This is a genomic window from Massilia brevitalea, from assembly GCF_030711405.1.
GTDB lineage: Bacteria > Pseudomonadota > Gammaproteobacteria > Burkholderiales > Burkholderiaceae_D > Telluria > Telluria brevitalea.
Window position 1 is genome coordinate 52,289 of record NZ_JAULSI010000025.1, and the last position, 24,971, is coordinate 77,259.

The 24,971-nt window shown below is 66.3% G+C and carries 21 protein-coding genes; 13 read left to right on the forward strand and 8 right to left on the reverse strand.

The window, feature by feature from the left end:
- Positions 1-102: 102 nt before the first annotated feature.
- Positions 103-894 carry a class I SAM-dependent methyltransferase gene (locus QWL29_RS16585; protein WP_305823981.1) on the reverse strand — a complete coding sequence of 264 codons (792 nt, stop codon included), beginning with the start codon at positions 892-894 and terminating at the stop codon, positions 103-105.
- Positions 895-1,219: 325 nt separating this feature from the next.
- Between QWL29_RS16585 and QWL29_RS16590 the strand changes: the two genes are divergently transcribed.
- The 11 genes from QWL29_RS16590 to QWL29_RS16640 all read left to right on the forward strand — a co-directional run bounded on the left by QWL29_RS16590 (position 1,220) and on the right by QWL29_RS16640 (position 14,904).
- Positions 1,220-2,857 carry a TldD/PmbA family protein gene (locus QWL29_RS16590; RefSeq protein ID WP_305823982.1) on the forward strand — a complete coding sequence of 546 codons (1,638 nt, stop codon included), beginning with the start codon at positions 1,220-1,222 and terminating at the stop codon, positions 2,855-2,857.
- Positions 2,858-2,867: 10 nt separating this feature from the next.
- Entirely contained in the window at positions 2,868-4,202 is a 1,335-nt protein-coding gene (locus QWL29_RS16595; protein WP_305823983.1) for a TldD/PmbA family protein, read from the forward strand.
- A gap of 224 nt (positions 4,203-4,426) precedes the next feature.
- Positions 4,427-6,064, forward strand: coding sequence for a TldD/PmbA family protein (locus QWL29_RS16600; RefSeq protein ID WP_305823984.1), 1,638 nt, complete (start codon positions 4,427-4,429; stop codon positions 6,062-6,064).
- 127 nt (positions 6,065-6,191) lie between these two features.
- A complete protein-coding gene (locus QWL29_RS16605; RefSeq protein WP_305823985.1) occupies positions 6,192-7,529 on the forward strand; it encodes a TldD/PmbA family protein in 1,338 nt (445 codons plus the stop codon).
- Positions 7,530-7,543: 14 nt separating this feature from the next.
- A complete protein-coding gene (locus tag QWL29_RS16610; protein WP_305823986.1) occupies positions 7,544-8,164 on the forward strand; it encodes a DUF4159 domain-containing protein in 621 nt (206 codons plus the stop codon).
- Positions 8,165-8,167: 3 nt separating this feature from the next.
- Complete coding sequence (locus QWL29_RS16615) at positions 8,168-9,172, forward strand: AAA family ATPase (RefSeq protein WP_305823987.1); 1,005 nt, start codon at positions 8,168-8,170, stop codon at positions 9,170-9,172.
- A gap of 13 nt (positions 9,173-9,185) precedes the next feature.
- Positions 9,186-10,085 carry a DUF58 domain-containing protein gene (locus QWL29_RS16620; protein ID WP_305823988.1) on the forward strand — a complete coding sequence of 300 codons (900 nt, stop codon included), beginning with the start codon at positions 9,186-9,188 and terminating at the stop codon, positions 10,083-10,085.
- Positions 10,082-11,065, forward strand: coding sequence for a BatA domain-containing protein (locus QWL29_RS16625; protein ID WP_305823989.1), 984 nt, complete (start codon positions 10,082-10,084; stop codon positions 11,063-11,065). Before QWL29_RS16620 ends, QWL29_RS16625 begins: the two co-directional genes overlap by 4 nt.
- Positions 11,049-13,049 carry a DUF4175 family protein gene (locus QWL29_RS16630; protein WP_305823990.1) on the forward strand — a complete coding sequence of 667 codons (2,001 nt, stop codon included), beginning with the start codon at positions 11,049-11,051 and terminating at the stop codon, positions 13,047-13,049. Before QWL29_RS16625 ends, QWL29_RS16630 begins: the two co-directional genes overlap by 17 nt.
- Positions 13,046-14,575, forward strand: coding sequence for a hypothetical protein (locus QWL29_RS16635; protein WP_305823991.1), 1,530 nt, complete (start codon positions 13,046-13,048; stop codon positions 14,573-14,575). The genes QWL29_RS16630 and QWL29_RS16635 overlap by 4 nt, the downstream gene beginning before the upstream one ends.
- Positions 14,576-14,625: 50 nt before the next feature.
- Entirely contained in the window at positions 14,626-14,904 is a 279-nt protein-coding gene (locus QWL29_RS16640) for a hypothetical protein (protein ID WP_305823992.1), read from the forward strand.
- Positions 14,905-14,944: 40 nt separating this feature from the next.
- Here the strand turns inward: QWL29_RS16640 and QWL29_RS16645 are convergent, their stop codons facing one another.
- On the reverse strand, positions 14,945-15,391 hold the full coding sequence (locus QWL29_RS16645; RefSeq protein WP_305823993.1) for an AEC family transporter: 447 nt from the start codon (positions 15,389-15,391) through the stop codon (positions 14,945-14,947).
- A gap of 286 nt (positions 15,392-15,677) precedes the next feature.
- The gene (locus QWL29_RS16650; RefSeq protein WP_305823994.1) at positions 15,678-17,564 is read right to left on the reverse strand and encodes an ABC transporter ATP-binding protein/permease; all 1,887 of its coding nucleotides are present in this window, start codon (positions 17,562-17,564) and stop codon (positions 15,678-15,680) included.
- A 154-nt stretch (positions 17,565-17,718) separates the two neighbouring features.
- Here QWL29_RS16650 and QWL29_RS16655 point away from each other — a divergent pair, with 154 nt between their 5' ends.
- Both QWL29_RS16655 and QWL29_RS16660 read left to right on the forward strand, forming a co-directional pair.
- Complete coding sequence (locus tag QWL29_RS16655) at positions 17,719-18,168, forward strand: hypothetical protein (protein ID WP_305823995.1); 450 nt, start codon at positions 17,719-17,721, stop codon at positions 18,166-18,168.
- A gap of 140 nt (positions 18,169-18,308) precedes the next feature.
- Positions 18,309-19,520 carry a M48 family metalloprotease gene (locus QWL29_RS16660; RefSeq protein ID WP_305823996.1) on the forward strand — a complete coding sequence of 404 codons (1,212 nt, stop codon included), beginning with the start codon at positions 18,309-18,311 and terminating at the stop codon, positions 19,518-19,520.
- Positions 19,521-19,550: 30 nt separating this feature from the next.
- Here QWL29_RS16660 and QWL29_RS16665 read toward each other — a convergent pair whose 3' ends face one another.
- From QWL29_RS16665 to QWL29_RS16685, 5 genes are read right to left on the reverse strand one after another with little or no spacing between them, the layout of a single operon-like run.
- Positions 19,551-20,327, reverse strand: coding sequence for a spermine/spermidine synthase domain-containing protein (locus tag QWL29_RS16665; protein WP_305823997.1), 777 nt, complete (start codon positions 20,325-20,327; stop codon positions 19,551-19,553).
- A gap of 55 nt (positions 20,328-20,382) precedes the next feature.
- Complete coding sequence (locus tag QWL29_RS16670) at positions 20,383-20,985, reverse strand: glutathione S-transferase family protein (protein WP_305823998.1); 603 nt, start codon at positions 20,983-20,985, stop codon at positions 20,383-20,385.
- A gap of 22 nt (positions 20,986-21,007) precedes the next feature.
- A complete protein-coding gene (locus QWL29_RS16675) occupies positions 21,008-22,324 on the reverse strand; it encodes a sensor histidine kinase (RefSeq protein ID WP_305823999.1) in 1,317 nt (438 codons plus the stop codon).
- A 15-nt stretch (positions 22,325-22,339) separates the two neighbouring features.
- Entirely contained in the window at positions 22,340-23,683 is a 1,344-nt protein-coding gene (locus tag QWL29_RS16680) for a sigma-54-dependent transcriptional regulator (RefSeq protein WP_305824000.1), read from the reverse strand.
- A gap of 35 nt (positions 23,684-23,718) precedes the next feature.
- Positions 23,719-24,951, reverse strand: a complete 1,233-nt coding sequence (locus QWL29_RS16685; RefSeq protein ID WP_305824001.1) for an ABC transporter permease — start codon at positions 24,949-24,951, stop codon at positions 23,719-23,721.
- Positions 24,952-24,971 lie beyond the last annotated feature (20 nt).

A 24,971-nucleotide genomic window follows, 5' to 3' on the forward strand; every position in this document is an offset into this window, starting at 1 on the left:
GGGGTGCCCACCCTACGATAGCCAGCGTTGCGTGTCGAACGAATTGCACGTCTCTGCTCATCCTGCTGGTCAAACAAAAACGGGGCCATCGGCCCCGTTCACTTATTGCTTCACGAACTTCAGCGTCATCCGATCGCTCTCGCCGATCGCGATGTACTTCTCGCGGTCCTTGTCCTTATTGGCCAGCACTGGCGGCAGCGTCCACACGCCCTTGTCGTGGTCGGCCTTGTCCCTGGCATTCGCATTCACTTCCGAACGCCCCGCCAGCTTGAAGCCCGCGCTCTCGGCCATCTTGATCACGTACGACTCGTGTACGTAGCCGCTCGACGCCTTCTCGTCCTGCTTCATCGACACCGGCAGCCGGTGGTCCACTACGCCCAGCACGCCACCGGGTTTCAGCACTTTGTGGATTTCCTTGAAAATCGTCTTCACCGAATCGTCGCCATACCCGACCCAGTTGTGCAGGTTGCGGAAGGTAAGCACCATGTCGACGCTGTTCGGTGGGGCGATCTCGTAGCGGCTTGGCGGCTCGAACACGCTGGTGACGACCTTGTCGTACAGCGCCGGGTTCGAATCGAGCTTCTTCTTGAACGCTTCGCCGTAACGATTGCCCGGCGCGACGGCCTGGCCAGCGCCGATCAGCTTGCCCTTGTCGCGCAGGTAGGGCGCCAGGATCTCGGTGTACCAGCCCCCCGAGGGCACCAGTTCCACCACCGTCATGGTCGGCTTGATGCCAAAGAAGGTCAGCGTTTCGTAAGGGTGGCGGTACACGTCGCGCGCGCTGTTGGTGGCGGCGCGGTGCTCGCCGGCGATGGCGGTTTTCAGTGCATCGTCGGCCTGTGCCGCGCCGGCAATACCGGTGGCCAACAGGGCAGCCAGGATCAGTCGTTTCATCGGTGTCGTCTCCATTGTGATTGTGGGTCGCGCCCGATGATCAGGCATGCATACCGCACAGTCAAGCGAATCCGCGTGCACTCCCGGGGTGAGTGTCAATACAAATACGCCCTCGTATGTGGCACCGGTGTGCACCCGCGTAGCGAGGCGTGTAGCCAGTTTGTATCGCGGGTGAAGATTGCCTATTCAAAACGTTTGGTTGCTGATAATGTTCAGCAGTTTGCCGATGCGCGCACAACGCCGGCAGCCACGAGTTCACCATATACATACGCGGCACGGTCCGTATGAACGCCGCCCCAGAAGCAGCTTGAATTCAGGAGACAGAATGGAACGTCGTACCTTCCTCAACATCGGCACCATCGCCTTTGGCTCGATGCTGATCCCGGTGGCTGGCCGCGCAATCGCGGCCGAAGAGCTGCTCAATCCGATGGCCGCATCGGCGAAAAAGGCGCTGGCCGACATCGCGCTGAACGCCGCCACCAAGGCCGGCGCTTCCTACTGCGACGTGCGCATCGGGCGCTACCTGAACCAGTTCGTCACCACCCGAGATTTGAACGTCGAGAACGTGGTCAACACCGAATCGGCCGGCGTCGGCGTGCGCGTGATCGTGAACGGCGCTTACGGCTTTGCCGCCACCTCCGACATGACCAACGACGGCATCGCCGGCGCCGCGCGCCAGGCCGTGGCCATCGCCAAGGCCAACGCCAAGCTGCAGACCGAACCGGTGCAGCTGGCGCCGGTGAAGGGCGTCGGTGAAGTGGCCTGGGCCACGCCGATCAAGAAGGACTGGCGCACCGTGCCGATCAAGGACAAGGCCGAGCTGCTGATCGCCGCCAACAAGGCCGGCATGGACGGCGGCGCCAACTTCATGCAGTCGATGCTGTTCCAGGTGAACCAGCAGAAGTACTTCGCTTCCACCGACGGCTCCTACATCGACCAGGACCTGCACCGCCTGTGGGCGCCGATGACGGCCACCGCGGTCGACAAGGCCAGCGGCAAGTTCCGCTCGCGCGCCGGCCTGGGCGCACCGGTCGGCATGGGCTACGAATACCTCGATGCCCGCCCCGAGCACAAGATCAAGGCCGCCGGCGGCGTCGCCACCCTGTACACGCACTCCTACGACATCGTCGAAGACGCGCGCGCCGCCGGCCGCGACGCCAAGCGCAAGCTCACGGCCAAGTCGGTCACCCCGGGCAAGTACGATCTGATGCTCAGCCCCGAGCACCTGTTCCTGACCATCCACGAATCGGTGGGCCACCCGACGGAACTCGACCGCGTGCTCGGCTACGAAGCCAACTACGCCGGCACCAGCTTCGCCACGCTGGACAAATGGGAGTCGAAGAAATTCAAGTACGGCTCGCCGATCGTCAACATCGTCGCCGACAAGACCACCCCGGGTTCGCTCGGCGCCGTGGGCTACGACGACGAAGGCGTGCGCTGCAAGCAGTGGGACATCATCAAGGACGGCGTGCTGGTGAACTACCAGGCCACGCGCGACCAGGCCCACATCATCGGCGAAAAGGAATCGCATGGCTGCTCGTACGCCGACTCGTGGAGCAACGTGCAGTTCCAGCGCATGCCGAACGTGTCGCTCGCGGCCGGCAAAAAGAAAATGACGCCGGACGAGATGGTCAAGGGCATCAAGAAGGGCATCTACATCGTCGGCGACGGCTCCTTCTCGATCGACCAGCAGCGCTACAACTTCCAGTTCGGCGGCCAGCTGTTCTACGAAATCAAGGACGGCAAGATCGGCGAGATGCTGGAAGACGTGGCCTACCAGGCGAACACCCAGGAATTCTGGAGCGCCTGCAGCGGCATCTGCGACGAGCGCGACTGGCGCATGGGCGGCTCCTTCTTCGACGGCAAGGGCCAGCCACCGCAGATTTCCATCGTGTCGCACGGGTCGTCGACCGCGCGCTTCGACGGCATCAACGTGATCAACACCGCCCGCAAGATCGGTTAAGGAAACGCACATGACCATCCTGACCCAGGAACAGACCAAGCGCATCTGCGACCGCGTACTGTCGCTGACCAAGGCCGACGAATGCATCGTCAGCATCGGCGGCAAACGCGCCGGCAACATCCGCTTCGCCCGGAATGCCGTGTCCACCGCCGGCCTGACCGACGACACGTCGATCACCGTGCGCGTCGCCTTCGGCAAGCGCCAGGGCACCGCCAGCATCAACGAGTTCGACGACAGGTCGCTCGAACGGGTGGTGCGCCGCGCCGAGGAGCTGGCGCGCCTGGCGCCGGAAAACCCGGAGTTCATGCCGGCCGTCGCCAAGGCCGCGTTCAAACAATCGAACACCTTTGTCCAGAAGACCGCCGACATCGACCCCGAGATCCGCGCCCAGGCCGCCGCCTACAGCATCGAGGCCTGCCGCAAGCAGGGCCTGGTCGCTGCCGGCTTCCTGACCGACACCACCTCGTTCGAGACCATCGCGAATTCGAACGGCGTCTTCGGCCACCAGGTCCTGACCTCGCTCGACTTCACCTGCACCATCCGCACCGAAGACGGCCGCGGATCGGGCTGGGTCAAGCGCTCGGCGCGCGACCTGGCGAAATTCGATCCGCGCGAGGCGGCCGACGTCGCCATCGAAAAAGCGCTGCGCTCGGTCGATGCCAAGGCGCTGGAACCGGGCCGCTACACCGTGGTGCTGGAACCGGCCGCCACCAGCGATTTGCTCGCCTTTATGTTCAACGGCTTCGACGCGCGCCGCGCCGACGAAGGCCGCAGCTTCCTGTCCAAGGCCGGAGGCAAGAACCGCCTGGGCGACAAGCTGTTCGACGAACAGGTGAACATCTGGACCGACCCATGGAATCCGGACGTGCCGGTGCTGCCGTGGGATGAATCCATGCGCGCCCGCGAGCGCATCGACCTGATCAAGGGCGGCCGCGTGGCGTCGATGGATTACTCGCGCTACTGGGCCCAGCAAAAGGGCGTGCGCTCGATCGGCGGCGCCGGCAACTACATCATGGGCGGCACGGATAAAACCACGGCCGAACTGATCGCCAACACCAAGAAGGGCGTGCTGGTTACCCGCACCTGGTACATCCGCATGGTCGACCCGCAATCGGTGGCCCTGACCGGCCTGACCCGCGACGGCACCTTCTACATCGAGAACGGCAAGATCAAGCACCCGATCAAGAACTTCCGCTTCAACGAAAGTCCGGTGGCGCTGCTGAACAACATCGAGGAAATCGGCAAGCCGGTGGTGATCGGCGGCGACGAAGGCCCGGACCCGATGGTGATTCCGTCGATGAAGGTACGGGACTTCAACTTCACGTCCTTGTCGGACGCGGTGTAAGCAATAACGAGCGCGTGCCGATGGCTGCCAGCCGGTAATCGGTCGCGCATCGTAGGGTGGGCTCTCGAGCCCACGCGGATGCGGCGCATGAACGGCCGCATATCCATTTGCACCGGACATCGGCGCACCGCGGTTCGGTTTCGACATGGACGTGTCGTACCGCGTGGGCACGAGTGCCCACCCTACGAAAAACGTGACCGCACAGGTCACGATATGGAGACAAGATGGAACGACGTAGCTTCTTAAAAATCGGCGCCGGCACGGCGGGCGCCATGCTGGTCCCGATCTTCGGCAATGCCATCGCCGCCGAAGACCTGCTCAACCCGATGGCGCTGAGCTTCAAGAAATCCCTGGCCGACGCCGCCCTGAACGCCGCCACGCAAGCCGGCGCGTCCTACTGCGACGTACGCATCGGCCGCTACCTGAACCAGTTCATCACCACGCGCGACCTGAACGTCGAGAACATCACCAACACCGAATCGACCGGTGTCGGCGTGCGCGTGATCGCCGGCGGCGCCTACGGTTTCGCCGCCACCAACAGCCTGCACCCCGACGCCGTGGCCGCCGCCGCGCGCCAGGCCGTGGCGATTGCCAAGGCCAATGCCCGCCTGCAAACCGAGCCGGTGCAACTCGCGCCGGTCAAGGGCGTGGGCGAAGTCAGCTGGGCCACGCCGATCAAGAAAGACTGGCGCGCGGTCCCGGTCAAGGAAAAGGCCGACATGCTGATCGCCGCCAACAAGGTCGGCCTGGAGGCGGGCGCCAGCTTCATGACGGCCAACCTGTTCCAGATTAACCAGCAAAAGTACTTCGCCTCCACCGACGGTTCCTACATCGACCAGGACATCCACCGCCTGTGGGCGCCGATCACCGCCACCGCGGTCGACAAGGCCACCGGCAAGTTCCGCTCGCGCGGCGGCCTCGGCGCCCCGGTGAGCATGGGCTACGAATACTTCGATGTGCGCGCGCAAGACAAGGTGCGCGCCGCCGGCGGCGTGACCACGCTGTACACGAAATCGTACGACGTAGTGGAAGACGCCCGCCTCGCCGGCAAGCAGGCACGCGAAAAGCTCAGCGCAAAATCGGTCGAACCCGGCAAGTACGATTTGGTGCTGGCGCCGGAACACCTGTTCCTGACCATACACGAAGCCGTCGGCCACCCGACGGAGCTGGACCGCGTGCTCGGCTACGAGGCCAACTACGCCGGCACCAGTTTCGCTACGCTGGATAAATGGCAGACGAAGAAATTCAAGTTCGGCGCCGAGCGCGTGAACTTCATCGCCGACCGTACCACGCCGGGTTCGCTGGGCCTGATCGGCTACGACGATGAAGGCGTGCGCGCCAAGGAATGGGACATCATCAAGGACGGCGTATTGGTGAATTACCAGGCCACGCGCGACCAGGTCCACATCATCGGCGAAAAAGAATCGCACGGCTGCTCGTATGCGGATTCGTGGAGCAGCGTGCAGTTCCAGCGCATGCCGAACGTGTCGCTGGCCGCCGGCAAAGCGAAATTGACACCGGACGAGATGGTCGCCGACGTCAAGAAGGGCATCTACATCGTCGGCCGCGGCTCCTACTCGATCGACCAGCAGCGCTACAACTTCCAGTTCGGCGGCACGCTGTTCTACGAGATCAAGAACGGCAAGATCACGAACCCGCTGGAAGACGTGGCCTACCAGTCGAACACCCAGGAATTCTGGAACGCCTGCAGCGCCATCTGCGACGAACGCGACTGGCGCATGGGCGGCTCCTTCTTCGACGGCAAGGGCCAGCCGAGCCAGGTCAGCGCGGTCTCGCACGGGTCGAGCACCACGCGCTTCAACGGCATCAATGTCATCAACACCGCACGCAAGATCGGTTGAGGAAAACACATGAAACAGCTGAACCAGGANGAGCCAGGTCAGCGCGGTCTCGCACGGGTCGAGCACCACGCGCTTCAACGGCATCAATGTCATCAACACCGCACGCAAGATCGGTTGAGGAAAACACATGAAACAGCTGAACCAGGAAGAAGCAAAACGCATCTGCGACCGTGTCATGGGCTTTTCGAAAGCCGATGAATGCAGCGTCGACATCAGCGGCAACCGCGCCGGCAACGTGCGCTTCGCGCGCAACAGCATCTCGACCGCCGGCCTGAACGAAGACATGACCCTGACGGTGCAAGTCGCCTTCGGTAAAAAATCGGGCATCGCCCAGCTGAACGAGTTCGACGACAAGTCGTTAGAGAAAGCCGTGCGCCGCGCCGAGGAACTCGCGCGCCTGGCGCCGGAAAATCCGGAATTCATGCCGGCCGTCGGCAAGCAGGAATACAAGGCCACGCCGACGTTTGTGCGTGCCACCGCCGCCATCGATCCGGAATACCGCGCGCAAGTGGCGGCCTACAGCATCGAGGCCGCCAAGAAGAACAAGCTGGTCTGCGCCGGCTTCTTCAACGACAGCACCCGCTTCAACGCGGTGGCCAATTCGAACGGCGTGTTCGGCTTCCAGGAAATGACCGATCTCGCCTACACCTGCACCGTGCGCACCGAAGACGGCCGCGGCTCGGGCTGGGTTACCCGCTCGGCGGTCGACGCATCGCGTTTCGACGCACGCGAAGCGGCGAATGTCGCGATTGAAAAGGCGCTGCGTTCGGTCGATGCGAAAGCGCTGGAGCCGGGCCGCTACACCGTGATCCTGGAGCCGGCAGCGACGTCTGAAGTGCTGGGCAACATGTTCGGCGCCTTCGACGCGCGCGACGCCGACGAAGGCCGCAGCTTCCTCACCAAATCCGGTGGCAAGAACCGCCTGGGCGACAAGCTGTTCGACGAGCAGATCAACGTCTGGGCCGACCCGTGGAACCCGGACGTGCCGGTGGCGCCCTGGGATGGCCAGACTGGCCTGGCGCGCAAGCGCACCGACATCATCAAGAACGGCCGCATCGCCTCGCTCGACTACTCGCTGTACTGGGCGAAAAAGCAGGGCGTGGCGCCAACCGCGCGCCACGGCAACATGATCATGGCCGGCGGCAGCAAGTCGCTGGAAGAGCTGATCGCCTCGACCAAGAAGGGTGTGGTCGTGACCCGCACCTGGTACATCCGCATGGTCGACCCGCAGTCGCTGCTGCTGACGGGCCTGACGCGCGACGGCACTTTCTACGTCGAGAACGGCAAGATCAAGTACCCGATCAAGAACTTCCGCTTCAACGAAAGCCCGATCAGCATCCTCAACAACGTCGATGAACTGGGCAAGCCGGAAGTCATCGGCGGCGACGAGGTGCCGTACCAGATGGTGCTGCCGCCGATGAAGGTACGCGACTTCAACTTCACGTCGCTGTCGGACGCGGTATAACTTCAAGCTCAAGAATGGCACGTTTCGATTTTTACTTTACGCGCCTGATGTACGAGTCGGGCGACTGGGACGTAGACATCCGCATGCCCAGCAACGTGCTCAATTCGCTGGTCGAGTACACCACCCTGAAGGTCGATCCGGCCGAGCGGATGGTGTCGCTGTCGGACCCGAAGATGCTGGAAGCGCCGTTCTGCTACCTGGCCGGGCACAAGCTGGTGCAGTTCACCCCGGCCGAGCGCAAGAACTTCGAGCGCTACGTGAAGGGCGGCGGCTTCGTTTTTGTCGACGACTGCAACCACGACATCGACGGCCTGTTCGCGAAGTCGTTCGAGGCCGAGATGGCGAAGATCTTCGGGGCCACGGCCCTGAAGAAGATACCGAACAACCACGCTGTCTATTCCAGCTTCTTCAAGTTCGACGGTCCGCCGAATACCTCGGTGGAGCTGAACGGCTGGGGCGACGACCTGGTGCACGAATACCTGAAGGCGATCGAGATTGGCGGGCGCGTGCGCGTGCTGTACTCGAACAAGGACTATGGCTGCGAGTGGGATTACGACTTCCGCAACAAGCGGTTTCTCGCGGTAGACAACACCCGCTTTGCGGTGAACATCATTCAATATGCGTTAGGGGCGTAAGCGGTGGCTGAACAAGATGCGGTAGCGTGGAATGAAGCGGAAGTGGCAAGCCTGGTGGCCAAGACCGCCGCACTGAAGGCAAGCATGGGCCGGGTGATCATCGGCCAGGAAAACGTGGTCGAGCTGTTGATTACCTGCCTGCTGGCCGGCGGCCACGCGCTGGTGGAAGGCGTGCCGGGCCTCGGCAAGACCTTGCTGGTCAAGTCGCTGGCCCAGGCCACCGACATGCAGTTCCGCCGGGTGCAGTTTACGCCCGACCTGATGCCCTCGGATATCGTCGGCACCGAGATCCTGGAAGAAGACGGAGCCACGCGCCAGCGTTCCTTCCGATTCCAGCCCGGCCCCGTATTCACCCAGGTGCTGCTGGCCGACGAGATCAACCGCGCGCCGCCCAAGACGCAGTCCGCCCTGTTAGAGGCGATGCAGGAGCGCTCGGTCACCTTTGCCGGCACCACCCACAAGCTGCCGCGTCCCTTCTTCGTGCTCGCCACGCAGAATCCGATCGAGCAGAGCGGTACCTATCCGCTGCCGGAAGCCCAGCTCGACCGCTTCCTGCTGCGCATCGACGTGGTCTATCCGACCGAAGACGAAGAGGTCATGATGGTGGCGGCGACCACCAAGTCTGCGCTACAGGATGCCGAAGCCGCGATGGACGTGGAAACGCTGCTGCGCCTGCAGCAGCTGGTGCGCGACATCGAGATCGGCGACCATCTGGTGCGCTACGCCACCCGCCTGGTGCGCGCCACGCGGCCGCAGGAAACGACGGTGGCCGCGGTGAAGAAGCACGTCGGCTGGGGGGCCGGTCCGCGCGCCGGCCAGGCACTGGTGCTGGCCTCGAAAGCGCGCGCGCTGATGCAGGGCCGCCTGGCCGTGACGCGCGACGACATTGGCGCCATGTTGATGCCGGTGCTGGCGCACCGCGTGCTGCGCAACTTCGAAGCCGAGGCCGATGGCGTGGCGATGGCCGACATCCTGCAGGCGCTGCGGGGCGAGATCAAGGTCGACTGAATTGGCTTCAGCAATGGGTCTGACAAGTTCCGCGCTGATCGCGCACACGACCAACCTCGACCTCGTCATCCGCCACGTGCTGGCCGGGCTGGGGCAGGGCATCCACGCCGGCCGCGAACGCGGCTCCGGCGTCGAGTTCTCCGAGTACCGCGCCTATGCACCGGGCGACGAGTGGAGCCGCGTGGACTGGAAGCTGCTGGCGCGCGCCGACCGTTACTATGTGCGCGAGGCCGAGCGCGACAGTCACGTCGCCCTGTGGCTGGTGCTGGACGCCAGCGCGTCGATGATGGAGCCGAGCCGCAGCATTCCCGGCCTCGACAAGCTCGCCTATGCGCGCACGCTGCTCGCCTGCGTGGCGGCGATTGCCCAGCGCCAGGGCGATGCCTTTGGCCTGGTGGTGCTGTCTGGAGGGCGCGTACAGTTCACGCCCGCCGCGCGCGGGCCACGCCAGCTGCAGCGCGTGCTGGCGCGCTTGAACGCGGCGCAGGCCGAAGGCGCGTTGCCGGATGCCGCCGCGCTGAAATCCGGCCTGCGCTTTGCAGGTGCACCGTCGCTGGTGTTCGCCGCCAGCGACTTCCTCGATTTTCCTTCACCCTTGTCGGAAGCGCTGCTGCGCCTGCGCCACATGCGCCACGACGTGCGCCTGGCCTGCATCCAGACCGAGGCCGAGTGCACGGGCGGTTTCGATGCCGACCCGGCCTACCGCGATCCTGAACAGGACGGCGGCGTGTTCCGCTTTGGCGCCGACCTGCGCGAAGGCTACCTGCGCAAGCGCGAGGCCCACTTTGCCAGCGTGACGGCGGCCTGCCGCGCCGGCGACGTGCCGCTGGTGAATGCGCGCATCGAACAGGCGCCGGGTGAGGTGTTGCGCAAATGGCTGCGGCCGCATTTACACCAAGCAGGGCGGCAATGAACAGTTTGTGGTGGCTCGCTTTACCGACCTTGCTGCTGCCGATCTGGTGGCATCGCAAGAAGCGCGTCCAGGTTGCAGCAGAGCCGCTGGCCAGTGCGCGCTTCCTGCCGCGCACCGAGCCGCGCCAGATGCGCGTGTGGCGCTGGGCCGACGTGATCCTGATGATCGTGCGCTGCCTGCTGCTGGCCTGCCTGATCGCCTGGCTGGCCGACCCGGTGCTGCCTTGGCGCGGAAATACGGTCGTGGTGGCGGAGGGCACGGATGCCGCTTGGGTCGAGCAGCAGGTAGCGCAGGCCGGCTTCAAGGATGGGGCGCGCCTGCCGCTTCCAGCAGCCGAGGTCTTGGGCTGGGTCCGCGCGCATGAGCGCGAATGGAAACCGGACGCGCGCCTGCTGGTGCTGGGCGATATCCCGATGCCGGCCGTGCTGCCGCAGTTCCGCCATCCGCTCGAACTGCGCACGCTGGCGAAACCTGCCGCAGCGGCCGAGGTACACGTGGCCATCGTCAGCGAACGGGCAGGCGAGTGGCGCCGCATGTTCGCGGCCCTGGACGGCCCCCTGCGCGCCGTGGTCGATGCCGCGCCGGGTGCGAAAACCGAATTGATCGTCTGGGACAAACCAGAGGCGCCGCCGGCATCCATGCGCGCGCCTCTGTGGTGGGCGGCGGATGCCGCCGCCTTCCCGGAACTGAACAAGGCGGCAAGCGTCGATGGCATCCGCTACGCCGATAGCGCGCGCGGCCGCCTGTGGACCTCAAGCGCCTGGCCGCCAGCCGACCCGGCAGCCGCACGCCGCCTGCTGGAAAGCTGGCGCAGCCTGCATTACGCGCCGCGCGCCTATACCGCGCCTGCACATACCTTTGCCGCATCCAGCGTGCCGGCAGCGCAGCATGCGGACGGCGCGCTGCGCGATTTCCTGATGATGGCGCTGGTCGCCCTGTTTGCCCTTGAGAGGATAGTGACCCATGCACGCCGACGCTGACATCGCCCGGCGCATCTGGCGTGCCGCCTTGTTGCGGCGCCTGCCGCTGTGGGTACTGGGCGCCTTGCCCTGGCTGTCGCTGCGCCTGCTGCCTGGCCTGCTGGCCTGGGCCGCGTGGTGCATGTGGGATGGCGCGCGCCTGCGCCAGCGCGTCAACGCTGGCTGGATCGGCTGGCTCGATGCCGACATGCCCGAGCTGGAAGACAGCAGCGCTTTATTGGTCGATGCCGACACGCCGCTGGCCAAGCTGCAGCGCGAGCGCCTGCTGGCGCGCATCGCCGAGCGCCTCGACGCGCGCACGGTGCGCGCCATCGTACGCCGCCACGTCGACATGGGCCTGAGCTGGCTCGCGCCCTGGCTGGTGTTTGCCGCCATCGTCTGGTACGTCGGCCAGCAGGGCGCTGCGGCGTCGACAGCGCAAGCACAGGGCAAGCCGGCAACGGTTGCCAAGGCCGCAGTGGTCCCGGAGCTGGTCGTCACTGCGATTCCGCCTTTCTACACCGGCCTGGCACGCAGCGAAGGCGCACCGCGCCACCTCGAACTGCCGGAGGGGAGCAAGACCACGTGGTGCCTGAAGAATCCTGAAGCCGGCCAGACCATCCTCGAACTGAGCGACGGCCGCACCCTGAACGTGGGCGACAAGTGCGCGGAACTGAGCGCTTCCGAATCGCTGTTCTGGCGCTGGCGCGGCGCGCGCTACACGCTGAAGGTGATCCCGGATGCGCCGCCGCAGATCACGGTCTCGCAACCGACCCAGATGATCCAGGAACTCAAGCCCGAGGCGAAGGGCGCCGCCATGGCATTGACGGTGCGCGACGACTACGCCGTGCGCCGCGCCACCCTGCACCTGACCCTGGCGCGCGGCAGCGGCGAGAACATCAAGTTCACCGACAGCGAGCTGCCGATTCCCGCATCGAACGACCCGCGCGTGCGCAACTGGTCCAGGCAGTGGACGCTGGCGGAACTGGGCATGGAGCCGGGCGACGAGCTGTACTTCTTTGTGCGCGCCGTCGACAACGCCGCCAAACCGCACACCGTGCAGTCGCCTACCTATACCCTGCGCCTGCCCGCGCCGGAACAGGAAGAAGACGAGCAGACCTCGGCCATGCCGATGCTGGTCAAGCCCCAGAGCCTGCGCAGCCAGCGTCAGATCATCATCGACACCGAGCAGCTGATCGCCGACATGAAAGCAACCCGCATGAACGCGGGCGAGGTGCGCGCGCGCAGCGAGGCGATTGCCGCCGACCAGGCCCAGCTGCGCCGCCGCTACGGCCAGTTCCTGGGCGAGGAATCGACGCTGTTCGGCGGCGAGGAAGAGCACGACGACCACGACGACCACGCCGCGCCCGGCAAGCCGCTGGACGTGCTGCACGAATTCGGCCATGCTCACGACGAAGCCGAGAACGCGACGATGTACGACGAGGGAACGAAAAAAATCCTGCGCCGTGCGCTGGTAGCGATGTGGGACGCCGAAAAGGCCCTGCGCGCCATCACCCCGAAAACCGCGCTGGCGCCCGAACTCAAGGCCCTGGAAGCGATCAAGGAACTGCAGCAGGCCGACCGCATCTACCTGCACAAGACCGCCTTCGTGCCGCCGCCGATCAAGGAAGATATCCGCATGACGGGCGACGTGGTCGGCGCGGCCAGCTACCGGCGCGAGCAGGGCGAGTCCCAGGATGCGATCCCGCTGCCGCTGCGCGAACTGGTGACGGCGTTATTGAACGAGGGACCGTTGCCGGCGCTGTGGACGCGTACCGCCCACGACTGGGTACGCGAGCGCCTGGTTGACGACGAACAGCGCCTGGCCGCCCAGCGTGCGATCCAGGACGTGGCGGACGGCTGCCTGCGTTGCCGCCCGGCCTTGCGCGCCTGGCTGCGCGCCGGCGTCGCGCAGGCGCCGGTGATCCTGCAAGCGAAACCGGTGGCGCAGACGCCGTTCACCAAGGCCTGGCATCAGAGAGATGCGAAAGGAGAGCCGAAGTGAGTATCGAATTGCGCGCCTCGATTGTCATCATCGGCGTCCTTAGCCTGCTGCTGTACCTGTGGCGCCGGCGCCTGTTTGAAGCGCTGCTGGTGGCGATTGCCACCGGCGCGCTGTTCCTGCTGGCCACCGGCTGGAAGCTGCCCGGCGAGCTGGGCACCACGTTGGCCATCGACCCCGCGAAACCGCCCACGACGCTCGACGGCGTGCGTGCCCTGACCCTGGAGGGAGACGGCCTGCGCGCCGCGCAATGGCAGGACCTGCCGGCGCGTCCCTTGTCCTGGACGCCGCCAGCGTCGGAAACGCTGCGCCTGGACTTTCCGCGCCATCTGCCGCTGGGCCGCATGTTCACGCTCACCGTGCAGCGCACGGACAAGACGCCGGCACGCCTGCAACTGCTGGCCGAAAACGGACAGGTGCTGGCCGAGGCGCGCGGCGACGGCGCGCTCACGGTCGACTGGCTGCCGCCGCTGGCCGAAACCCTGGAGTTGAAGGCGCGCCTGCTCGATGCGCAAGGCAAGCTGGTGACCGAAGGTCCGGTGCCGGTCGTCGTCAGCGCAACGCCGCCGCTGCAGGTGCGCGGCCGCTTCAGCGCGCCGTCGTTCGACTTGCGCGTGCTGAACGAACTGCTGGCCGGCAGCCATGCCATCATCGACTGGCAGGTGGCGCTTGGCAAAGCCGTCACCCGCAGCGAAACCGCGCGCGAGAAGATGGACCAGCCCGGCCTGCTGCTGATCGACGCCGCCTGGTTCGAACGTGCATCCGGCGCCGCGCGCAGCGCCCTGCTGGAAGAAGTGAAGGCGGGCGCCGCGCTGCTGGTACTGGGCGGGAACGCCAACGACAGCGCGGTCTGGTCGCGCAGCGTGCAACTGGCGCTGCGTGCGCAGCCGGCCGATGCCACGGTCGGCTCGCTGGCCTTGACGGCGGCGCCCCTGAACCCGGCTAGCATGCAGGCCGGCGCCTGGAGCGGCAAGGACGCCGTGTGGGCGCGTGCCTGGGGCCAGGGCCGCATCGGCTGGCTCGGCGCCGCCGACTGGCACCGCCAGGCAATTGCCGAGCCGCGCGCGCTGGCGCTGTGGTGGCAGGGCGTGCTCGACACGCTCGGCGTGCAGCGCGTCGAGGAAGTGCACTGGCTCGATCCGCAGGAGATGCCGCTGCCCGGCCAGCGTACCGAGATCTGCGCGCAGGGCGTAACGGGCAAGGTCCATTTCCCGGCCCTGGACCAGACCCTGGCCTGGCAGCGCCGGGGCGACCGCGTCGATGCGTCCTGCGTGGCTGTATGGCCGCGCCAGGCTGGCTGGCTGCGCATGGAAACGCAGGGCATCAAGCCGGCGGTGGGGCAGGTCTACGTGTATGCGCCCGGCGACTGGCCGCAGTGGCAAGCGGCCGAGCGGCGCGACGCCACGGCCCGCTATGCGGCGCGCACGCCGGTGGCGGCCGAACAAACCCGGGGCACGCTGCCGGGCTGGCCGTTCGGCCTCGTGTTCGCGCTGGCCATGCTCGGCCTGTGGTGGCGCGAGCGGCGCTGATGGCGTCGTGACAATCCGTGCGCCAGAGAACGTAAGCATCGAAAGTGTTTATGAAAACGATATGGTCGGCTGTTGTTTCTTTCCTTCTGCTGTTGCTGGTCCTGATGTTTGCCGCATTCGGTTTTGTCACCGCCAAGCCGCTGCCGATAAAGCTTTTCGCCGTCGCCATGGCGCTACAGTTTCTGATCACGTTTGTCAGCGCTACCTGGCCAGGGCGCCAAACTGTTGACAGACTCGTCAAGGTCTTAAATGTCGGTGCCGACGCCGCATGCGTGGCAGCGATGCTCCTGGTGCTGCAACACTATTTCAATACCATTCCCTTGGGATGACCGGAGCAGGACGGCGTGTCGTAGCAAACGTCACTGCCGGTTAAGGATTTGCGCTCAAGGATGCAGCAGCCACAACCACCCCGGAACCGTCGCCGCCGACAGAAGACTCGACAACAGGATCGCCGCGTTGACGATCTGCGCGCCGCCTTCGGACCGGTTGACCACGAAGGCGGCATTGATGCCGACCGGGCAGGATGCCAGCACGACCAGCACCGCGCCAAGGCGGCCGGCCCGGCGCCTCGTCATCGCCCAAGTGATACAGCGTGAAGCAGAACAGGCTGTGGAAGGCGATCACCGGATAGGCGAACTGCAGGCAATCCGGCCCCAGTACCTGGACCAGCACCGGCACACCCATGAACACCGTGTTCGAATAGGTCGCTGCCAGCGCCGTCGCCGCGCCGGCGCCGCGTCCCCTTGCCAGGAAGCGGGCGCCGCAAAAGACCAGGGCCAGGGGCAGGTAGAAGGCGCACAGGGTTGCCCATGACATCGAGGCCGGAATGCCGGTAGGGTAGGGTAGGCGCTGGCGAACACCAGGACCGGAACCAGGCATTTCGCGCTGAGTTCGGTTACGCCGGCCTGCCAGGAAGACCGCAGCCAGGGCAGGCGCACCAGCAGTGCGCCGAGTCCGGCAAGGAGGACGACCGGAAAGAGCAGGTTCAGCGTGCGCCACGCATGGATAACTCCGTCTGTTGGCGAAAACGCAGGACAGCACGAGAGGATACCCTGGCGCGGCCGAGACTGGCGAAGCGTAGCGTGGTTTGACGGGGCGGAAATCAGCCGGCAGCCGCCATCACCGGCGCCGGTGGAACCAGCTGCAGGCTGGCGCCCGTACCGGTGCCAGTCCCGCCACTGCTGCCACGCAGCGGCACGACCGCCCCATCGAACTGATACCCTTCGGCGTCATGCATCTCCCATGCGCCATCGCCCAGCAGGCGCAGCACGTGCGTATGGTGGCGCAGGACTGCGGCGCGGTGGGCGATGCTGATCAGGGTGGTGCCGTTTGCGCGCAGGCGCGCATACAGCGAGGCTTCGTTGCCGCTGTCGAGCGCACTGGTCGCTTCGTCGAGGATGACGATGGCAGGCCGGTGCACCAGCACGCGGGCAAAGGCCAGGCGCTGCTGTTCGCCGACCGACAGCAGCTTTTCCCAGTCCTCCATGGCGTCCAGGACGCCGACGCGCGCGGCCAGGTGCGGCAGGTGCGCCTGGTCGAGGATCTCCAGCAGCGCGGCGTCGTCCAGGCTCGATTCGCCGCTCGGGTAGAGCAGCTGGCTGCGCAGGGTGCCGGCCTGCAGGTAGGGCTGTTGCGGCAGGAAGAAGCAGCTTTCCAGCGGCGGGTGCTGGATGGTGCCGCTGCCGGTGTTCCACAGGCCCGCGATCGCGCGCAGCAGCGAACTCTTGCCGCAGCCGCTGTCGCCGGTGATCAGGAGGGCGTCGCCGGGCTTCAGGACCAGGTTCAGCTCGCGGATCAGCACCCGTTCCGATTGCGGCGGATGCAGGGTCAGCGCTTCCAGCGCAAGGTGCGCGCCGGGGCGCATCTGGATGCATGGGTGCGGGCCGGCGGCGGGCGCTTCAGGCGGCGCATCGGCCAGCACCAACGCCGACAAGCCCTGCAGGCGGCCGATGCCGGCCACGAAACGGCTCAGGCTCTCGAAGTTGTCGACGATGACGCCGACCGCGCTCAGGACCGCGGTGAACGCGCCGGCCGCCTGCACGGCGCGGCCCACTTCCAGCTCGCCCGACAGCACGCCCTGGGCCAGGATGATAAAGGGCAGCACCAGGGTCAGCTGGCTGAAGGTGCGCTGGAACAGGTTCAGCGAGCACTGCTTGCGGATCAGGTGCGCGAAATTCTGGATCACGCTGTCGAACTTGCCGTCGATGTGGGCGCGCTCCTGCGCTTCGCCGCGATAAAAGGCGATCGACTCGGCGTTTTCGCGCAGACGGATCAGGCTGAAACGGAAATCCGCTTCGCGCCGCAGCTGCCAGAAGTTCAGCCGGATCAGCGGATTGCCGAAGACGTAGAGCGCGACCACGGTGCCGGTGATGGCATACACCGCCAGCACGCCGACCAGCACCTGCGAGATCGACCACAGCACGGTGCTGAAGGCCACCAGCTGCATGATCGAGCCGAGGAAGATCAGCAGGAAATGGATCGAGCGGCCGGTGAAGGTGTTGATGTCTTCGCTGATGCGCTGGTCGGGGTTGTCGATCTCGCTGTTGGCGCCCAGCGCGTAGTACTTGCGCTCTTTCAGGTAGCCGTCGAGGAAGCGGCCGGTGAGCCAGCGCCGCCACTGGTTGGCGAAGCGGTCGCGCATGTAGTAATAGAAGGCATACACCGGCACCGCAAACGCCAGCACCAGCAGGCAGGCGCGCACCGCGTTCCAGAAGCGGTCGCCGTTCCGGCCCGCCAGCGCCGAGGTCATTTCGCCGGCCTGGTCGTTCAGCATGACGGCCAGCTTGGTCTCGACCAGCATCAGCACGATCAGCAGCACCAGCAGGGTCCAGGCCGTTCGTTTCTGGTCGCCCAGCCAGTAGGGCCTGGCCACGTTCACGAACTGCTTCCAGGCGGCGAGGGACAAGGCAGCGGCCCGCCGCTTGTCGTTTGACGACGCCGGATCCTCGTTGGTCCGGGTGTCGGTGGTGGCGGAGCGGGGCGTGTTCATGATCTTCACTTGCAAGGTGCAACCGGCGGCTGCGTTACGACCCCAGCATAAGACGGGGCAGGACTGCGTTCGGTGCGGAAACAAACACAGCCTGTATTTGTCTTTACCGGGCAACAAGGCTACATTGCTTGTCCGTCAACACAAAAGCCCCTGCATGCGCTCCATCCCCGTCCTGTTCGTGGCCACCGCGTTCGCCGTCGCGGCCTGTTCCGATGCATCCGATACCAGCGTGGCGATCGGGCGCCTGGTCCGCGCGGACAAGCCGGCCACGTTGCGCCTGGCCGACGCCACGCGTTTCGAGTGGGACCGGGTAGTCATTTTCGAACCCTACACGTCGCGCGCACGGGCCTGCGGCGTGCTGGGCGTGCAGGCCGACGAGTGCCAACGCACCGTGCCCTTCGAATCCATGGACGATGGCGAGATGTCGCTGGCCTTCATGGCGCAGGGACGGGTCGTGCGCTATGTGCGCCACAGCCGCGCGAATGGCGACTTCGTGCCGGTGCCTGCAGTCCAGCCCTTGTCGCGCGACGAAGCGGTGTTTCGCATCGTCCCGTTCGAGACCATGGCGAATGGCAGAACCTTGATCAGGCTGGTTAAAAAATAATCAGGCTGTTCCAAAACGCGTCTTCACGAATAGCTTGTATCTAAGCGACAACACCTCCTACTTCCAGTTGTTTATTTCTACTTTGCAATACTGTAAAGTTGCCAGGTTGTAATAATAATCAGACAATCGAAGGGGATCGAATGGATTTGGTGTACAAGAACGAACGCTCGCTGTTCGTTGTGATGCTGGTGTTGTCGCTGATCGTCTGGGCCGGCCTGGTGGCCGGCATGGGCGGGGCAGTGGTCGGGTATGCGGTGATGTTCTTCCTGTTTTACTGCTTTGCGCAGTCTGCCCTGATTTCCTACATCAAGGGCAATGCCGTACGCATCACCGCCGACCAGTTCCCCGATCTCGACGCGCAGATCAACGCCTGTTGCGCCAAGCTCGGCCAGGAGCGGGTGCCCGACGCCTACCTGCTGCAGATGGGCGGTTCGCTGAATGCCTTTGCCACCCGCTTCCTGGGACGCGACTTCCTGGTGCTGTACTCGGACGTGGTCGACGGCCTGCACGACAACCCGGATGCCCTGAATTTCTACATCGGCCACGAGATCGGCCACATCAAGCGCAAGCACCTGAGCTGGGGCACCGTGCTGCTGCCGGCCTCGGTGCTGCCGCTGATCGGTGCGGCCTATTCGCGCGCCCGCGAGTACACCTGCGACCGCCACGGCCTGGCGGCCTGCGAGCAGCCGGTGAACGCCGAATTCGGCATGGCCGCCCTGGCCGCCGGCGGCAAGCGCTGGCGCACCATGAACAACAGCGCCTTCATCGCGCAGTCGCGCGACACCGAGGGCTTCTGGATGTCCTTCCATGAGCTGGTGGGCGACTACCCGTGGCTGGTCAAGCGCATGGCTGCGATACGCGCCCTGGCCGCAGGCCAGGAACCCCGGCAGCCGCGCCGCCATTTCCTGGCCACCCTGCTGGCGCTGTTCGTACCGCGCCTGGGTGGCGCCGCTGCCGGCAGCCTCGGTGGACTGATTGCGCTGGTGGCCGTTGCCGGCATCCTGGCGGCGGTCGCCATCCCGGCCTATCAGGAGTACACGCAAAAGGCGGTCGTGATGGGCGCCTACGCCACCGGCCAGCAGGCCAGCGCCAAGGTCGAAAGCTACCTGGCCGAGCATGGCCGCATCCCGACGCTGGCCCAGGCCGGCATCGCGGCCAATCCGGGCGGCCAGGTGCGCGAGATCGCAATCGATCCGCAGAACGCCGTGCTGCGCGTGCTGACCAGCATCGAGACGAAAGAGGGCGCCGGCGTGCTGGTGTTCGAGCCGTCGGTCGACAAGGAGGGGAAGGTGTCGTGGAGCTGCAGCGGCGAGGGAATCGCGCCGAAGGCGCTGCCGGCGCAATGCCAATAAGGCTCCAGGCGCGCGGCCTGGACTTGGCAACTACTCGGCCTGGTCGCGCATCCACTCCTTCAGGCCATTCACCCAGTCCTTTGCCGGCAGGTTGTAGCGCCGCTTGATCTCGCCGGCGCGCTCGTAGAGCACGGCGAAATCGATCTGCGGCGCATCCTTGAAGGCGATCACCACGATGTTCGCGTCGTGCACCTCGGGCAGCCAGACCACGGCGTCGAACACCTCGCGCATCGCGTCCAGGTTCCTGTCGTAGCTGGCGAAGTCGCCGAACACATTCGTGGTCATGATGCCGTTCGGCGCCAGGCAGTCGACGCAGGCCTGGTAGAACTCCGGCGTGTCGAGCACCGGGCCGCGCGCTTCCTCGTCGTAGAGATCCACCTGCAATACGTCCACCTTGCCGTGGTTGGCCGGGTCGAGCACGAAGTCGAGGGCGTTCATCTCGCGCACATCCAGGCGCGCGTCGTTCGGCGGCAGCTCGAACAGCGCGCGGCAGATGGCGATCACGTTCGGATTCAGTTCGGCCGCCGTCACCCGTGCCTCAGGCAAGCGGCGGTGGCAGAACTTGGTCAGCGCCGCGCTGCCCAGGCCCAGCTGCACGATGTGGCGCGGCGCATCCAGGAACAGCAGCCAGGCCATCATCATCTGCACGTATTCGAGCTCGATTGCATCCGGACGTGCAATACGCATCGCGCCCTGTTCCCAGGAGGTACCGAGATGCAGCGAGCGCACACCCCCGAACTCGGTGATGGTGGCGGGCGGGTGGCCTGGCTGGGCGAAACGGGGATCGAAGGGAGGCGGCTTGGACATGGTGCAGGGATCGGCGGTGAAGGCCGATCTTACCAGAGCACCGCGTTTGTCCGTTTCAGGGCGTGCCGTTGCGGCCGTACAGGCGGCAGGCTGCACGCGCTTCGAGTTTCCCGAGCCAGGCCGCGACGTGCGGATAATCGGGGCGCGCCATCGGCGTCATCAGCCAGCGGTTGGCGGATAATCCGAGCACGATGTCGGCCAGCGTGAAATCGGGGCCGGCTATGTAAGCGCCGGTCTGGCCCAGCCGGGCGTCGAGGATGCCCATATGGCGGTTCCAGCTGGCGCTGCTGGCGTCGATCTGCGCGGCGTCGGCGTGGGCGGGACTCTGGCGCACCAGCGCCATGAAGGCGTAGCGCCAGGCGGTGTTCAGTTCCGTGGCCTGCCAGTCCATCCACTGTTCGACCTGCGCGCGCGGTTCGGCCTCGCGCGGCAGCAGCGCTTCGCCATCGTACTGCGTGCACAGGTAGCGGCAGATCGTGTTCGATTCCCACAGTGCCAGGTCGCCATCGACCAGCACCGGCACCATGCGGTTCGGGTTCAGTGCGGCATGCGCCGCGTCGTTCCATTCCTCGCGTTCGAAAGGCAGGCCGAGTTCGGCGCAAGTCCAGAGCACCTTGCGGACGTTGATCGAGCTGGCTTTTCCAACAATCTTCAGCATGCGGCGGCTCCGTGTGAATGGTTCAGGTGGGAAGGATCATGGTCACCGCCAGCCCGCCGCCTTCGCGGTTGGCCAGCAGCACGCGTCCGCCGTGGGCTTCGGCGATTTCGCGCACTAGCGCCAGGCCCAGGCCTGTGCCGCTGCGCTTGGTGGAATAAAAGGGCACCAGGGCGTTGGTCAGCACCGCCTCGTTCATGCCGCTGCCGCGGTCGGCGACGTCGATGCGCAGCAGGTCCTGGCCGCGCCGCACCTGCAGTTCCACGGCGTCCGGCGGCGAGCCCGATTCATGGGCATTCTTCAGCAGGTTGAGCAGGGCCTGCTCCATCTGGGCGCGGTCGAAACGGGCCGGCTCCTCGGGCAGGCCGCCCACCACGCGGAACGGCACCTGGGCCTGCAGATGCGCCACCAGTTCGGGCCAGGCGCAGGCGTCGATGCGCGGCGCGGGCAGCTTGGCAAAGCGCGCGTAGCCGAGGATGAAGCTTTCCAGGTGGCGCGTGCGTTCGCCGATGGTGTCCAGGATCATCGGCAGGCGCTCGGTCTGGCCGCGCCGCACCAGTTCCGCGCCGGAGCGGGCCAGCGAGGCGAGCGGCGCCAGCGAGTTGTTGATTTCGTGGCTGATCACGCGGATCACCTTTTTCCAGGTCTGCACTTCCTGGCGCCGCAGTTCGGCCGTCAGGTGGCGCAGCAGCAGCAGTTCGTGCCTGCGCCCGTTCAGGCTGAAGTGGCTGCGCGCCAGGTGGTACACCTCTTCGTCCTCGCCTTCCCCGGCCGTGAACAGACCGTCGCCGCCGCGCGCCAGCGCTTCGCGCAAGGCCGGGGCGGCGCTGTCGAGCAGGTCGCCGAGGCGGTGGCCTTCGAGCTTGCGGCCATCGGCCAGCAGCTGGCGCGCCGCCAGGTTGGCATACACCACCGTGCCCGGACGCTGCGGCAGGTCGGCCGCCAGCAGCATCGCCACCGGCGTGTTCTGCACCATGGTGTCGAGCAGCAGTTCGCGCTGCACCAGGTCGCGGCGCTGCTCGCGCAGCACGTCGCCGAGGGCATTGTGCGAGGCGACCAGGTCGGCCAGCTCGTCGTTCTGGGGCCAGTGCAGGCTGAAGGAAAAGTCGGCGTCGCGGTAGCTGCTGACCGTGCCCTCCAGTGCGCGGAACAGCGACAGGATGGGCTGCATCTGGGCGCGTACCGTGATGATGGAGAGCGGCACCACGCAGGCCAGGCAGAGCACGAACACCAGCAGCGGGCGGCCCGGCAGGAAGTAATCCAGCGCCAGGGCCAGCACGATGCCCAGCGCAAGCAAGGTGCCGACCAGGGCGGAAAAGCGGGTGACGAGGGACAGGCGCATCGCTTGCCGGCCGAATCAGGCGCCGCGCCCGATGCCGAGGCGTTCCATGCGCCGGTACAGGGCCTGGCGCGACAGGCCGAGTTCGGCGGCCGCCTGCGACACCACGCCGCCGGCGCGCGCCAGGGCGGCGGCGATGGCGTCGCGGTCGGGTTCCGCTTCCAGCGCCGGCGACGCGGCCACCGTAGCCGCCGGCAGGCCGAGGTCGGCCACGCGTATCAGTTCGCCCTGGGCCAGCAGGGTGGCGCGCGCCATCACGTTCTTCAGTTCGCGCACGTTGCCGGGCCAGGCGTGGGCCAGCAGCGCGCTTTCCGCGCCGCGCTCCAGCTGCTTGCCCGGCGCCAGGAAGCTGGCGGCCAGCGGCAGGATGTCGCCCGGGCGCGCCGCCAGCGGCGGCAGGCGCAGCTCGATCACGTTCAGGCGGTAGAACAGGTCTTCGCGGAAGGTCCCGGCGCGGATCATCGCCGCCAGGTCGGCATTCGTGGCGCTGACCACGCGCACCTTCACTTGCCGCTCGCGGTTCGATCCGAGGCGCTCGAAGCGGCCGGTCTCCAGCACGCGCAGCAGCTTCATTTGCCCGGCCAGCGGCAAATTGCCGATCTCGTCGAGGAACAGGGTGCCGCCGTCGGCCGCCTCGAACTTGCCTTCGCGCGCTTTGGAAGCTCCGGTGTAGGCGCCGGCGTCGGCGCCGAACAATTCGGCCTCGATCAGTTCCGAGGGCAGGGCGCCGCAGTTGAGCACCACGAAGGGGCCATCCTTCACTTGCGAGTTGGCCTGGATGATCTCGGCGATGCGCTCCTTGCCGGTGCCGTTCGGGCCGGTGATCAGCACCGGCACGTCGGCGCGCGCCACCTGGCAGGCCAGCTGCAGCACGCGCTCGGTGGCCGGATCGGCCCAGACCAGGCCGCGCAAATCGTATTGCTGTTCCAGCTCGCGCCGCTCGCGCCGTTCGCGTCCCACGCGCTGCGCCAGCGCGCGGTTCGCTTGCCCGAGTTCGACCAGGTTGGTCACCGTGGCCAGCAGGCGCTCGTCGTTCCAGGGCTTGGGCAGGTAATCGGCGGCGCCGGCTTTCACCAGGTCGACCGCCGCATCGAGATGGGTCCAGGCGGTGAGCAGGATCACCGGCAGGTCCGGATGGCGCGCGCGGATCTCGCGGAACAGGGCCACGCCTTCCTCGCCCGAGGTGGTGTCGGCCGTGAAGTTCATGTCCTGGATCACCAGGTCGACAGGCTCGCGCGCCAGCAGCGCCAGCCCCTCCTCGGGCGAGGCCGCGTGCAGCGCCGCGATGTCGTGCAGCGAAAACAGCACGTCGAGGGCGACGCCGACGGCGGCGTTGTCGTCAATGATGAGTACAGTGGGCATGGGCGCCAGCATAGCACTGCCTTCAGGTGCTGCGCTCATGTGCTGCGGGTGGCCAGCGCCGGCGAGATGCCGGCCGCGCGCCAGGCCGGCCCATAGGCCGACAGGATGCCGATCGCCCAGAACACGACGGCGCCGGCCACCAGGTAGGGCAGCGGCAGGCGCGACATCTCCAGCCGCGACACCAGCAGCGCATTCAGGCCCACGCCCAGCAGCACGCCGCCCAGCACGCCGGCGCTGGTGATCATCACGTTCTCGAGGATGAAGTAGCGCAGGATGTCGAGTTTGCGGGCGCCGAGCGCGCGCCGCACGCCGATCTGCTTGCGGCGCTGGTTGACCCACAGGCTGGCCATGCCGACGATGCCGCTGCAGGTGATCAGGAGCAGCAGCACGCTGACCGTGACCAGCATCCACGACAGCGCGGTGTCGGCGCGGTAGCGGTCCTTGCGGTCGTCCTCGACGGTCTTGATGCGCAGGATCATGGGCGTGGCCGAGGACTTGCGCAGCGCCTGTTCGGCTTCCTGCATCACGCGGTCGCGCTGGCCGGCTTCGCTGCGCAGCGCGTACATGGCGCCGCCTCCCCCGTACTGGCGCGCCGGCATGATCAGCGAAGAGATGCCGGTGTCGCTCAGCTCGGCGTGGGCGCTCATCAGGCGCTCGACCACGCCCACCACCTGGGCGCCGGTGGCGCCGTCGCCGGTGCCGAAGTACATGGTCTTGCCGACGGCCGAGGCGCCCGGCCACAGCTTGTCGGCCAGCGGCTTGGTGAGGATGACCAGTTTCGGCACCTCGGCATTGGTCTGCTCGTTCACCTCGGGGACTTCCTGCGGCAGGAAGTCGCGTCCCTCGACGAGCTTGAGGCCGAAGGTCTTGACCAGCGAATCGCCGCTGAAATAGGTCGAGGCATAGCCGCTCTCGCGCTGCTGGCGATAGTCGGCGGCGACGCTGGTGGTGCCGCCGCTTTGCGACATCGGCATCTGCGACACCTGCGCCACCGACACCACGCCGGGCACCGCGCGCAGCACCTCCAGCTCGCGCTTGATGGTGGCCAGCATCTGCTCCGGGGTGTCCTGGTTCAGGTTACGCACCGAAAAATAAAAGGTCGAAGCTTCGTCCAGCAGGCCCGAGGGCCGGGCGGCCACCTCGCGCCGCTCGCTCACGATGTGCAGGGCGTTCGCCAGGATGGCCAGGCTGAGGGCGACCTGCATCGCCACCAGCAGCGGGCCGGTCTTGTTGCGCAACAGCGCGGACAGGATGGGTCGGATTTCCATGGTCGGTCTCTCGTTATGGG